Below are 11,806 nucleotides of genomic sequence, written 5' to 3' on the forward strand. Positions count from 1 at the left end.
GATCTTTACGCGCCTGAAGCGGCAACTACAAGGCAGAAGCGAACGTTCCCAGCGTAGGGTGGACAACGCTCTTTTTGTCCACCATTGCGCTCGCAGAGCGGTGGACGGATGAAGCGTCGTCCACCCTACGAAAGGCCGCTCCCGCCATTTAGCTGCCAAAATCGATGAACCTGGGCTGGAGGATTATGAGCAGGCTCCTAGCCGCGCAGGTGCTGCAGCGGAAGCTGGGTGCTGGAGAGGATCTGCTGCAACACGAAGCTCGAGCGCACGCTGGACACACCATCGATGCGGGTCAGGGTGCCGAGCAGCAGCTTCTGGTAATGATCCATGTCGGGTACCACCACCTTGAGCTGGTAGTCGGCGTCCATCCCGGTGACCAGGCAGCATTCCAGCACCTCCGGGCATTTGCGGATCTCTTCCTGGAAATGCTCGAAGCGCTCCGGGGTGTGCCGGTCCATGCCGATCAGCACGTAGGCGGTCAGGGTGAGGCCCAGTTGGCGGCGGTCGAGCAGCGCGACCTGGCCGGTGATGTAGCCGTCGTCCTCCAGTTGCTTGACGCGCCGCGAGCAGGGTGAGGGCGACAGGCCAATGCGCTCGGCCAGTTCCTGATTGGACAGCGTTGCATCACGCTGCAGTTCGGCGAGAATGTTCAGGTCGTAGCGATCAAGTTTGTTCATGTCTGGGTGGTTTTGCTCTTTGATTGCTGCTTGTATGTGGATATCGATGAATTATTGCGAAATTGATCGACAGGTTAGCAATGTTAGCAATCTTTCGTCGCGGCCGTGGGGGTAATCTTTACCTCAGTTTCACGGCCCGGACGACACGTCCACCCGGCTCGCCCAATCAGGAGAGCTGGCGCCGCCGACCCTACCGGGTCGTCACGGCACCCGGGTCCGCACTGCCCAACCAGGCAGGCGAGGAAAGCGGCGACAGAATTGCCAGCACAGGACATCTACGAAAGGGGAGGCCGAGAGGTCTCCCCTTTCTTCGTCATGGGCCTCAATGCTCGTCGCAGCACGTCTGCCAATGCTTCTTCTTCGAGGTCTGGCCGATGCCCGGGTTGAAGGCATTGGTCGGGTCCAGCTCACGGTAGAAGCCCGCCAGCGCCGGCTTGGCGACATACAGGTGGCCCACGTTGTGCTCGGCCGGGTATTCGGCGCGGCGCTCGTCGAGCAGCCGCCACATGGCGTGTTCCATGGCGATCGGGTCGACGCCCTTCTTGACGATGTAGTCCTGATGGAACACGTGGCAGAAGAAGTGCCCGTAGTAAAGCTTGTGGATGATCTGCGCCTGCATCGCCGCCGGCAGGGTTTCCACCCAGTCACGGTCGTTGCGGCGCAGGGCGATATCCAGGGCGAGAATGTCCTCTACGCTGCCGGGGTGTGCCTCGCGGTAGCGAATCGCCGCACCGGCGATGGCGAAACGGTGCAGGAAGGCCTTGCGACCCTCGTCGGCATCGCACTCGAAAAAGGCCCCCGGGCTGCCGACGGCGAAGTACTCGGCCAGAAAGCGCCGGGTTTCCTCCAGGCTGTCATTGGCCACGCGGATCATCAGGTGATGTTCGAAGCGGTCGCGATACTCGCGCATGCGCGGCGGCAGGTGGCTGGGCAGCAGGTTCATGGCCAGTTGAATGACGCGGTCACTGACGCCGCGCAGCCCGAAGCGTTCGAAGAAGCCGTCGACCCGACTCTTCAGGGCAAAGGCGGCAGGCACCCTGGCGGTGCCGAAGCGGTCGATCAGCAGAAAGGTGTCCTTGCCGTACTTCTCGCCGATGTCGAAGGCGGTACGGTGGATGTATTCGCCGGCAATCGGCAGGCTCGGCAGCTTGTTGAGCAGGTGGCGGCGCACCTCGGTGAGGTCGTCCGCCGCATTGGTGCCGATATAGAAGACCGTGCTCGGCTCCTTGGGAAAGGTGTCCAGGCGCACGGCGAACAGGCACAGCTTGCCGGCCGAGCCGGAAGCCTCGAACAGCCGTGACGGGTCGGCATTGAAACGTGCCGGGGTGTCGGCGTCGACATCGCGCACGTGCTCGCCGTAGCGCTGGTCCGAGGCCTTGGCGGCCGCCTCGTTGCTGACCTGGTGGGGGCGGTAGTCGCCGCGTTGCAGGCGGGTGAGGATTTCCTCGGGGCTGTTGCCCAGGTCGATACCCAGGTGATTGACCAGCTCCAGGGAGCCGTCTTCCTTCACTTGCGCATAGAGGGCCAGCTCGGTGTAGGCCGGCCCGCGGCGTACCAGCGAGCCGCCGGAGTTGTTGCACACGCCGCCAAGCACCGAGGCGCCGATGCACGACGAGCCGATCACCGAATGGGGTTCGCGGCCCAGGGGCGCCAGGGCCTGCTCCAGGCGATCGAGGGTGGCGCCGGGCAGGCAGACCACCTGTTCGCCCTCATTGATCAGCTGCACGCCGGTGATGCGCAGGGTGTTGATCAACACGATCTCGCGGTCGTAGTCGTTGCCGTCCGGCGTCGAGCCGCCGGTGAGCCCGGTGTTGGCCGCCTGCATGATGACGATGCGGTCGGCGGCCACGGCGGCTTCCAGCACGCGCCACTGTTCCAGCAGGGTGGCGGGGCGTACCACGGCCAGCACCTTGCCTTCGCCAGTGCGGTGGCCCTTGCGAAACCGTCGCGTGCTCGGCGCGTCGGTGAGCACATGGTCGCGGCCGACCGCGTCGCGCAGCTGCTTGAGCAGGGTGTCGCGGCTGATCATCTCAGGGCTCCCGAACCAGTGAGTCGGCGCTGATTTCGGCGACCGACTTGGCACCGGTGAGCACCATGGCCACGCGCATTTCCTTGTCGATCAGGCTCAGCAGGTTGCTCACCCCGGCGCCGCCCGCGGCGGCCAGGGCGTAGATGAAGGCGCGGCCGAGCAGCACTGTGTCGGCGCCCAGGGCGATCATGCGCACCACGTCGAGGCCACTGCGGACGCCGGAGTCGGCGAGGATCTTCAGGTCGCCTTTCACCGCATCGGCGATGGCCGGCAGGGCGCGGGCGCTGGACAGCACGCCGTCGAGCTGACGGCCGCCGTGGTTGGAGACCACGATACCGTCGGCGCCGAAGCTGACCGCGTCGCGCGCGTCCTCGGGATCGAGGATGCCCTTGATGACCATCGGGCCGTCCCAGTATTCGCGGATCCATTCCAGGTCCTGCCAGGAAATCGACGGGTCGAAGTTGGCCCCCAGCCAGCCGATATAGTCGGCCAACCCGGTCGGGTTGCCGCGGTAGGTGGAGATGTTGCCCAGGTCATGGGGCTTGCCCATCAGGCCCACGTCCCAGGCCCAGGCCGGGTGCGTGAAGGCCTGCAGCATGCGGCGCATGGCGGCGTTCGGGCCACTCATGCCGGAGTGGGCGTCGCGGTAGCGGGCGCCTGGCGTGGGCATGTCCACGGTGAACACCAGGGTGGTCACGCCTGCGGCCTTGGCACGCTCCAGGGCGTTCTTCATGAAGCCGCGATCCTTGAGTACGTACAGCTGGAACCACATGGGACGGCTGATCGCCGGTGCGACTTCCTCGATGGGGCACACCGAAACGGTCGACAGCGTGAAGGGAATGCCCTTGTCCGCCGCTGCCTTGGCTGCCTGCACCTCACCGCGCCGCGCGAACATGCCGGTCAGGCCGACCGGGGCCAGGGCCACCGGCATCGACAGGGTTTCGCCGAACAGCTGGGTTTCCAGGTTCAGCTCGGCCATGTTCTTCAGCACGCGCTGGCGCAGGGCGATGCTGGCCAGGTCATCGACGTTGCGCTTGAGGGTGTACTCGGCATAGGCGCCGCCATCGATGTAGTGGAACAGAAATGGCGGCAAACGGCGCTGGGCGGCGGCGCGGTAATCGGTGGAGGCAGAAATGATCATGGGCTCATCCCGTTGCAGAAAGGAGTAGGGGACTTTGTATGGCAGCGCCCCGGCAGTGCCGAGGCGCGTTAGCGGATTGTCTTTACACGCCAACCAATGGATCGCTGACACCCAGCAGGTAAATGGCGATCAGTGCGATCACTCCAGTAAAGATCACGTAATACAGCGTTGGCCAGATGGTCTTGCGCAGGATACTGCCTTCGCGGCCAAGCAGCCCGACCGTGGCCGAAGCGGCGACCACGTTGTGAATGGCCACCATATTGCCGGCTGCTGCACCTATCGCCTGCACTGCGACGATCAGCGCACTGGAAATACCCAGGCTGCTGGCTACGCCAAACTGGAATTGGCTGAACATCATGTTGCTGACGGTGTTCGAGCCGGCGATGAAGGCACCCAGCGCGCCGATGCTCGGTGCCAGCAGCGGGTATACGCCGCCGACGCTGTCGGCTACCCAGCGAGCCATGAGGATCGGCATGCTGGCCAGCTCGGCGCCATTGACGCCGGAGTTGATCAGGATGCGCACCATCGGCACGGTGAACAGCAGAACGAAGCCGGCGCTGAGCAGGACGCTGGACGATTCCTTGATCGCCGCGCTCAGCTCGCGCACTTTCATGCCGTGCAGGAAGAAGGTGGCCAGTACCACCGCCACCAGGATGCCGCCGGGCAGGTACAGCGGCTGGAAGTTGGCGCTCACGCCGGCCTCACCGAGCAGGTCGGGGAAATTCACCACCACCGCCTTGAGCGCGTTGCCAACTGATGGGAAAACCCGGCTGATGACCAGCAGCACGCCGACCAGGGCGTAAGGCAGCCAGGCGCGCACCGCGCTCATGGGTTTGGCCGTCAGGTTGTCCAGTTTGATTTCCACGCTGCCCAGCCATTCGCTCGGCCACTTGTCTGCCGGGGCGAAATCCCAGGTCTTTTTCGGCACCAGAAAGCCGTAGCGCGCGGCGCTGGTAACGATGGCCAAACCGACCAGGCCACCGATCAACGAAGGAAATTCCGGGCCCAGCAGCACGCCGGTAGCCGCGTAGGGCAGCACGAAAGCGAGGCCGGCGAAGAGTGCGAAGGGCAGCGCTTCCAGGCCTGCCTTCCAGCTTTTTTCCTGACCGAAGAAGCGGGTCAGCATCATCACCATGAACACCGGGATAGCCAGGCCCACCACGGCGTGAATGATCGCTACCTGGCTGGTGATCAGCTGCAGGAACTGCGCCCAGGACGAGCCGTTTTCGAGCAGCTGTGCACCGATGGTGGCGGTGTCCAGCCCGGTGTTCACACCCACGATGATCGGTGTGCCGACCGCTCCGAAGGAAACCGGGGTGCTCTGTACCAGCATGCCCATCAGCACCGCCGCCATGGCGGGGAAGCCGATGGCGACCAGCAACGGTGCGGCAACCGCTGCCGGCGTGCCGAAACCGGAGGCACCTTCGATGAAGCAGCCGAACAGCCAGGCGATGATGATCGTCTGGATGCGGCGGTCCGGGCTGATGGTGGCGAATCCCGAGCGAATGGCGAGGATGCCGCCCGAATGCTTGAGCGTATTGAGCAGCAGGATGGCGCCGAAGATGATCCACAGCACACCCACGGTAATCAGCAAACCCTGCAGTGTGGAGGCCAGCACCCGGTTGAAGCTCATGTCCCAGGCAAACAGACCGATCGCGGCGGTGACCAGATAGACCAGCGGCATGGCGCGCTTGGCCGGCCAGCGCAGGCCGACGAGCAGCAGTGCAGCCAGAAAGATTGGCGAAAAAGCCAGTAGGGCGAGAATTCCGGTAGACATGGTGGCGCTCACTCCCCGCAGCGGCGCGCGAGGCGCGTGGAGAAAAGAGCGGGTAGCTGCGGCGTTGCCTGGCGAGGCGTCATGGTGTGACCTCAATGGGTTATTGTTTTTGTAGTGTAAATTGGTAAGACCAATTTACAGGTGGCGATCGACAGGTTAAAAGGTTGGCTAAATGGCTGTCAAATCGCTTCATCCAGACTTTGGTCGTAGAATGTCGCGCTTGTTGTCCAGGCGGCGCTGCGCCGCCCAGGGGCTGGGCTCATCCGAATGGGGTTGTGGCAATGGAAGTGGGTCAGGTGCGTCAGCGGCGCTTGTCGGACGACATCGCCGGGCAGGTCGAAACCATGATTGTCGAAGGCACGCTCAAGGCCGGTGAGCGTCTGCCCGCCGAGCGCGTTCTGGCCGAGCAGTTCGGCGTGTCTCGCCCCTCGTTGCGCGAAGCGATCCAGAAACTGGTGGCCAAGGGGCTGCTGCTCAGCCGTCAGGGTGGCGGCACCTACGTTTGCGACAGCGTAGGCTCCACGTTCAGTGACCCGCTGTTGCAACTGCTGGAGAGCAACAGCGATGTGCAGCGCGACCTCCTCGAATTCCGCCATACCCTGGAAGGGTCCTGTGCGTACTACGCTGCGCTGCGGGCGACGGATCGAGATCGCCAGCGCTTGAGCGAAGCCTTCGACCGACTGCAGGACTGTTACGGGCGCGCCGGTGAAGTGACACGCGCGGAGGAGGGCGCGGCCGACGCCAATTTCCACCTGGCGATTGCCGAGGCCAGCCACAATGCGGTGCTGCTGCACACCATTCGCGGCCTGTTCGACCTGCTCAAGCGCAATGTGGTGACCAACATCGGCGGCATGTATGCCCTGCGCGGCGAAACCCGCAGCATGCTGAACGCGCAGCACCGCGCGCTTTACGAAGCCATCATCGAAGGGCGGGCCGAAGAGGCTCGAGGGCTGTCCAACCAGCACATCGACTATGTGCAGGAGGTCTTGGCCGGCGCCATGCAGCAGGAAGTCCGCGAGCTGCGTGCGCAGCGTCGAGGCAAGACGGCGGGTGGCAAAGCCTGAGGTTGGCTGTCAGCGAGTCATGGCAAGTAAAGGCCTGCAGCGGGGCAGGCCGGCGAGGCTTACTCGTCCTTGCCCTTGCTGCGCATGGCGCGCTGCACTTCGCGATCGGCGTCGCGCTCTTTCTCGGTGTGGCGCTTGTCGAAATCCTTCTTGCCCTTGGCCAGGGCGATCTCGCACTTCACCAGGTGCTGCTTCCAGTACAGAGAAAGCGCCACGCAGGTATAGCCCTTCTGCTGCACCGAACCAAACAGCTTTTCCAGCTCGCGTTTGTTGAGCAGCAGCTTGCGCGTGCGCGTCGGGTCGGCGATGACGTGGGTGCTGGCGGTTTTCAGCGGCGTGATGTGGCAGCCCATCAGCCAGGCTTCGTCGTCCTTGAGCAGGACGTAGCTGTCGACCAGCTGGGCCTTGCCGGCACGCAGGCTCTTCACTTCCCAGCCGGCCAGCGCCAGGCCGGCCTCGAAGCGGGACTCCACGAAATAGTCGTGCATCGCCTTCTTGTTCTGGGCGATGCTGCCTTGCGGATGTTTCTTTTGTTTAGCCATAGGCGGCGCATTATAGGGAGTCCGGCGACGGCGCGCCATGCATGTACGCGCTAAAAGCCGGTTGGCAGCCGTGTGCTTGAGCCGCCAGGGCGAATCCCCGACAATGTTGGAATACTCGCCTTCGGGTTGCTGTCAGTTGTACTGGGCATCGACCCGTGACATCGCGCTGCTGCGATGTCGCCAACCGTGGAAATTCAATTGTTATGAGTACTCACATCCAGCGCTCGGCCTTGCTTCCGTATCCGGCCCAGGCTCTTTATGACCTGGTCAACGATGTCGAGCGCTACCCCGAGTTCCTGCCCTGGTGTGCGTCGAGCGCGGTCATCGAGGCCAGCGATACGCACATGGTTGCCAGCCTCGAGGTGGCCAAGGCCGGGTTGAGCCAGCGTTTCACCACCCGCAATGTGCTGGTGCCGGGGCAGTCGATCGAGTTGAGCCTGGAAGATGGCCCTTTCGAGCACCTGCATGGTCAGTGGACGTTCAAAGCGCTGGGCGACAAGGCCTGCAAGATCAGCCTCGATCTGACCTTCGATTATGCCGGCCCGATCATGCGCGCTACCCTCGGGCCGCTGTTCAATCAGGCTGCCAATACCATGGTGGATGCCTTCTGCCAACGAGCCAAGGAACTCCATGGCCAGTGATCGGCTGTCGGTTGAAGTGGTCTTCGCCGCGCCTGACCGACAGATGCTGATCACCCTGCAGTTGCCTGCGAATGCCACGGTGCGCGAGGCCGCCATGCAATCTGGCCTGCAGGCCCATTTCCCGGAGCTCGATCTGGCCGAGGCGCCGCTTGGCCTGTTCGGCAAGCTGGTGGCGTCGCCCGCTACGCAGCCCCTCGAAGACGGCGATCGGGTGGAAATCTATCGACCGCTGCTCGCCGACCCCAAAGAGGTACGCAAGCGCCGCGCCGCTCAGGCCGCGCAGCGGGCGAAGCAGGGGGCAGACGCCGGTCGGCGTTGAGGCAGAGGTTTTTACAGGCTGTAATGAAAAAGCCCCGGCATTGGCCGGGGCTTTTTTCGAGGTGCTTACTGGGGCGAGGTTTCCAGCGGCTCCGGTGTCGGCACCGGTACGGTTTCGACGTTGTCGACGTCGCGCTGGATCTGCTCTAGCAGCGAGCCCGGGGCCGCAGGCTCGTCCTGCTGCTGGGTGGGCGCCTGCTCTGGGGAGCCGTCGCGGCCGAGGATCTGTTCATCGCGGCTGGTACCGGGCATGAAGTCGCCGGACAGGCCTACCAGTTGATCATTGCCATCGAAATTGAGCGTGACACGCTCCTGCTGACGCTGACTCCCGCCGGCCTGCATGCTGTACAGGTAGTCCCAGCGATTGGCGTGGAAGGTGTCCGTGATCAGCGGGTTGCCCATGATAAACCGCACTTGGCGTCGGGTCATTCCAGGGCGCAACTGGTCTATCATGTCCTGCGTGACGACATTGCCCTGTTGGATGTCGATTTTATAAACCCCGGGGAATGAGCAGCCGGCGAGTGCGATGAGCCCCATGAAGGTGAGGCTGGTCAGCAGGAGTCTGGTTTTTTGCATCGGTGGGCGTCTTCCACTATCTTGGCTGGGCAACGTAAACCCCGATCATACCCGCAATAAGGGAAGCTGCGAAGCGCTTCCGCGAGAAAGCAGACCATGGTTGAAAATAGCGAACTGCGCAAAGCTGGCCTGAAAGTGACCCTGCCACGGGTCAAAATCCTGCAGATGCTGGACTCTGCCGAGCAGCGTCACATGAGTGCAGAGGATGTCTACAAGTCGCTGATGGATGCGGGCGAGGATGTCGGCCTGGCAACCGTTTACCGCGTTCTGACCCAATTCGAGGCAGCGGGGCTGGTGGTGCGCCATAACTTCGATGGCGGTCACGCCGTATTCGAATTGGCCGATGGCGGCCACCACGACCATATGGTGTGCGTGGATACCGGCGATGTGATCGAATTCTTCGATGCCGAGATCGAGAAGCGCCAGAAAGAGATCGTCCGTGAGCACGGCTTCGAGCTGGTGGATCACAATCTGGTGCTCTACGTCCGCCGTACCGCCAAGTAAGCGTATCGGTTGACGAAAAAGGCGACTCAGGTCGCCTTTTTCATGCCTGCTGGAAAAGGCTTTGCGCAGGCCTCTGCCGGTGATCAGCTCTGGGCGTTGCTGACCAGTTTGCGGGCGTGGGCCAGGGATTCGTCAGTGAGGTCGATGCCGCCCAGCATGCGGGCGACTTCCTCGATGCGCCGGGTGTCGTCCAGCTTGCTGACTGCCGTGCGGGTGGCGTTGTTGCCACGCACCTTGTGCACGAACAGGTGCTGGTGACCTTGTGCGGCGACCTGGGGCAGGTGGGTCACGGTCAGCACCTGGCCGCGCTCGCCAAGGCGGCGCAGCAGTTGCCCGACCACTTCGGCGGTGGGGCCACCGATGCCCACATCCACTTCGTCGAATACCAGGGTCGGTACGCGTGAAGTCTGTGCGGTGATGACCTGAATGGCCAGGCTGATGCGCGACAGTTCGCCACCCGAGGCGACCTTGGCCAGTGCCTTGATCGGCTGCCCGGGGTTGGCGCTGACCAGGAACTCGACCTGCTCCAGGCCATTGGCGTTCGGCTCGCCCCCTTCGATGGGCTGCAGCTGAATGCTGAAGCGCCCGCCCGGCATGCCCAGGGTCTGCATTTCCTTCTCGACCGCCTTGCCCAGTTTGCTGGCGGCCTTCTGTCGCTTGCTGCTGAGCTCGGCGGCCTTTTCCTGGAAGTGGCGGCCGTAGGCGGCAAGCTCCTCGCCCAGGCGCTCGGCGGCCTGGTCATCGGCATTGAGGCTTTCCAGTTCGTCGAACAGCTGCTGCTGCATGGCCGGCAGTTCGCTGGGGTGGATACGGTGCTTGCGCGCCAGGGTGTAGATGGTGTCCAGGCGCTCTTCGAGTTGCTGCTGGCGCTCCGGGTCGGCATCGAAGTGGTCGAGAAAACGGTTGAGCTCGCCGACCGCTTCCTCGATCTGGATCTGCGCGCTGGCCAGCAGGTTGGTGGCTTCGTTGAGTGCGCCGGGCTGACCCTGCAGGCCGCTGAGGCGGTTGAGGCTGGCAGTGAGCACCGACAGCACGTTGCCGGCGTCGCTCTCGCTGCATTGGTCGATCACCTGACGGCAGGCGCTCAGCAGGCTTTCGGCATTGGTCAGGGCCTTGTGGTCCTGCTCCAGCTGCTCCAGCTCGTTATCGCCCAGGCCCAGGTTCTCGAGTTCTTCGAGCTGATAGCTGAGCAACTGGTGGCGGGCGCGTTGTTCGTCGCCCTGGGAGGTGACGCGTTCCAGTTCGCTGCGGGTCTGCTTCCAGCGCTGCGCGGCCAACTGCACCTGGCGGGCCAGTTCCTGGACGCCGGCGTATTCGTCGAGCAGGCGGCGGTGGGTGTCGGTCTTGAGCAGCGACTGATGTTCGTGCTGGCTGTGAATGTCGATCAGCAGTTCGCCGAGGGCCTTGAGGTCGCCAAGCGGGCAGGGTGTGCCGTTGATATAACCGCGCGAGCGGCCTTCGGCGGTAATCACCCGGCGCAGGATGCACGGGGCGTCCTGATCCTGGTTATGGCCAAGGTCGCGTTCGGCGAGCCAGGCGTGGGCTTCGGGAATGTCGCCCAGGTCGAAGCTGGCGAGGATGTCCGCCTTGTCGGCGCCCGGGCGTACCACGCCGCTGTCGGCGCGATCACCCAGGGTCAGGCCGAGGGCGTCGAGCATGATCGACTTGCCGGCGCCCGTTTCGCCGCTGATGACGCTCATGCCTCGATCCAGTTCCAGATCCAGGTGTTCGACGATGGCGTAATTATGAACGGACAGGTGCACCAGCATGGCGAGGCCTCTCAGGATTTGTCTGGTTATTTATACAGTGGTTTGCCGTGGGGTGGCAATACGCTGACGACTGGTTGCTGGAAAGTGGTCATGGCCCTTGAAACCTTACAAATCGTCCTTATATAGCCGGCAGACGTGCGAGTTGAGGCTCGTCGAATCATTCAGAGGAGAAATGCATGGCTGACGAACAGAACCTGGACCCGCAGACTTCCGACGCGCAAGAGCACGACGCAGCGCCGAGCGAGGACATGGCTGCTCGCGTGCAAACGCTGGAAGAGCAACTGGCGGCCGCGCAGGATCAGTCGCTGCGCATGGCTGCCGATCTGCAGAACGTGCGCCGTCGCGCTGAGCAGGATGTCGAGAAGGCGCACAAGTTCGCTCTCGAGAAGTTTGCCAACGACCTGCTGCCGGTGGTCGACAGCCTGGAGCGTGGGCTCGAGCTGTCGAGCGCCGATGACGACGCGATCAAGGCGGTGCGTGAGGGCATGGAGCTGACGCTCAAGTTGCTGCTCGACACCCTCAAGCGTCACCAGCTGGAAGCCATCGACCCCCATGGCGCGCCGTTCAACCCGGAGCACCATCAGGCCATGGCCATGCAGGAGAGCACCAACGTCGAGCCGAACAGCGTGCTCAAGGTGTTCCAGAAGGGCTACATGCTCAACGGTCGCCTGCTGCGCCCGGCCATGGTCGTGGTCAGCAAGGCACCCGCCGAAACGCCGCCGTCCATCGACGAGCAGGCTTGAAATCGGCGGGCGAGCCCCCATTTAT

Annotated in this window: 11 protein-coding genes and 1 pseudogene; 5 read left to right on the plus strand and 7 right to left on the minus strand. The window is 63.5% G+C overall.

Annotated elements, in window-relative coordinates; translation table 11 throughout:
* Nucleotides 1–197 precede the first annotated feature (197 nt).
* The 4 genes from QYS36_RS15760 to QYS36_RS15775 all read right to left on the minus strand — a co-directional run bounded on the left by QYS36_RS15760 (nt 198) and on the right by QYS36_RS15775 (nt 5,624).
* Nucleotides 198–677, minus strand: a complete 480-nt coding sequence (locus tag QYS36_RS15760; RefSeq protein WP_073262028.1) for an Lrp/AsnC family transcriptional regulator — start codon at nt 675–677, stop codon at nt 198–200.
* 322 nt (nt 678–999) lie between these two features.
* Entirely contained in the window at nt 1,000–2,706 is a 1,707-nt protein-coding gene (gene dld / locus QYS36_RS15765) for a D-lactate dehydrogenase (RefSeq protein ID WP_308840373.1), read from the minus strand.
* A gap of 1 nt (nt 2,707) precedes the next feature.
* The gene (gene lldD / locus QYS36_RS15770) at nt 2,708–3,847 is read right to left on the minus strand and encodes an FMN-dependent L-lactate dehydrogenase LldD (RefSeq protein ID WP_308840374.1); all 1,140 of its coding nucleotides are present in this window, start codon (nt 3,845–3,847) and stop codon (nt 2,708–2,710) included.
* Between the two features lie 82 nt (nt 3,848–3,929).
* Nucleotides 3,930–5,624: an L-lactate permease gene (locus tag QYS36_RS15775; RefSeq protein ID WP_308840375.1), complete on the minus strand. Its 1,695-nt coding sequence runs from the start codon at nt 5,622–5,624 to the stop codon at nt 3,930–3,932.
* A gap of 281 nt (nt 5,625–5,905) precedes the next feature.
* Between QYS36_RS15775 and QYS36_RS15780 the strand changes: the two genes are divergently transcribed.
* Nucleotides 5,906–6,688, plus strand: a complete 783-nt coding sequence (locus tag QYS36_RS15780; protein ID WP_308840376.1) for an FCD domain-containing protein — start codon at nt 5,906–5,908, stop codon at nt 6,686–6,688.
* A 59-nt stretch (nt 6,689–6,747) separates the two neighbouring features.
* On the opposite strand, the gene smpB is transcribed toward QYS36_RS15780, so the two are convergent.
* Entirely contained in the window at nt 6,748–7,230 is a 483-nt protein-coding gene (gene smpB / locus QYS36_RS15785) for an SsrA-binding protein SmpB (RefSeq protein WP_192422942.1), read from the minus strand.
* 203 nt (nt 7,231–7,433) lie between these two features.
* Between smpB and QYS36_RS15790 the strand changes: the two genes are divergently transcribed.
* Both QYS36_RS15790 and QYS36_RS15795 read left to right on the plus strand, forming a co-directional pair.
* On the plus strand, nt 7,434–7,871 hold the full coding sequence (locus QYS36_RS15790; RefSeq protein WP_308840377.1) for a type II toxin-antitoxin system RatA family toxin: 438 nt from the start codon (nt 7,434–7,436) through the stop codon (nt 7,869–7,871).
* On the plus strand, nt 7,861–8,190 hold the full coding sequence (locus tag QYS36_RS15795; RefSeq protein ID WP_308840378.1) for an RnfH family protein: 330 nt from the start codon (nt 7,861–7,863) through the stop codon (nt 8,188–8,190). Before QYS36_RS15790 ends, QYS36_RS15795 begins: the two co-directional genes overlap by 11 nt.
* Before the next feature lie 65 nt (nt 8,191–8,255).
* Here QYS36_RS15795 and QYS36_RS15800 read toward each other — a convergent pair whose 3' ends face one another.
* Nucleotides 8,256–8,765 carry an outer membrane protein assembly factor BamE gene (locus QYS36_RS15800; RefSeq protein ID WP_308840379.1) on the minus strand — a complete coding sequence of 170 codons (510 nt, stop codon included), beginning with the start codon at nt 8,763–8,765 and terminating at the stop codon, nt 8,256–8,258.
* 96 nt (nt 8,766–8,861) lie between these two features.
* Between QYS36_RS15800 and fur the strand changes: the two genes are divergently transcribed.
* On the plus strand, nt 8,862–9,269 hold the full coding sequence (gene fur / locus QYS36_RS15805) for a ferric iron uptake transcriptional regulator (protein WP_013792689.1): 408 nt from the start codon (nt 8,862–8,864) through the stop codon (nt 9,267–9,269).
* 83 nt (nt 9,270–9,352) lie between these two features.
* Here fur and recN read toward each other — a convergent pair whose 3' ends face one another.
* Nucleotides 9,353–11,038: a DNA repair protein RecN gene (recN, locus tag QYS36_RS15810; RefSeq protein ID WP_308840380.1), complete on the minus strand. Its 1,686-nt coding sequence runs from the start codon at nt 11,036–11,038 to the stop codon at nt 9,353–9,355.
* Between the two features lie 173 nt (nt 11,039–11,211).
* Between recN and grpE the strand changes: the two are divergent.
* Nucleotides 11,212–11,781, plus strand: a pseudogene (gene grpE, locus QYS36_RS15815) (nucleotide exchange factor GrpE); the annotation flags it as partial.
* Nucleotides 11,782–11,806: the final 25 nt, after the last annotated feature.

Source organism: Pseudomonas sp. G34, from assembly GCF_031119625.1.
Taxonomy (GTDB): domain Bacteria; phylum Pseudomonadota; class Gammaproteobacteria; order Pseudomonadales; family Pseudomonadaceae; genus Aquipseudomonas.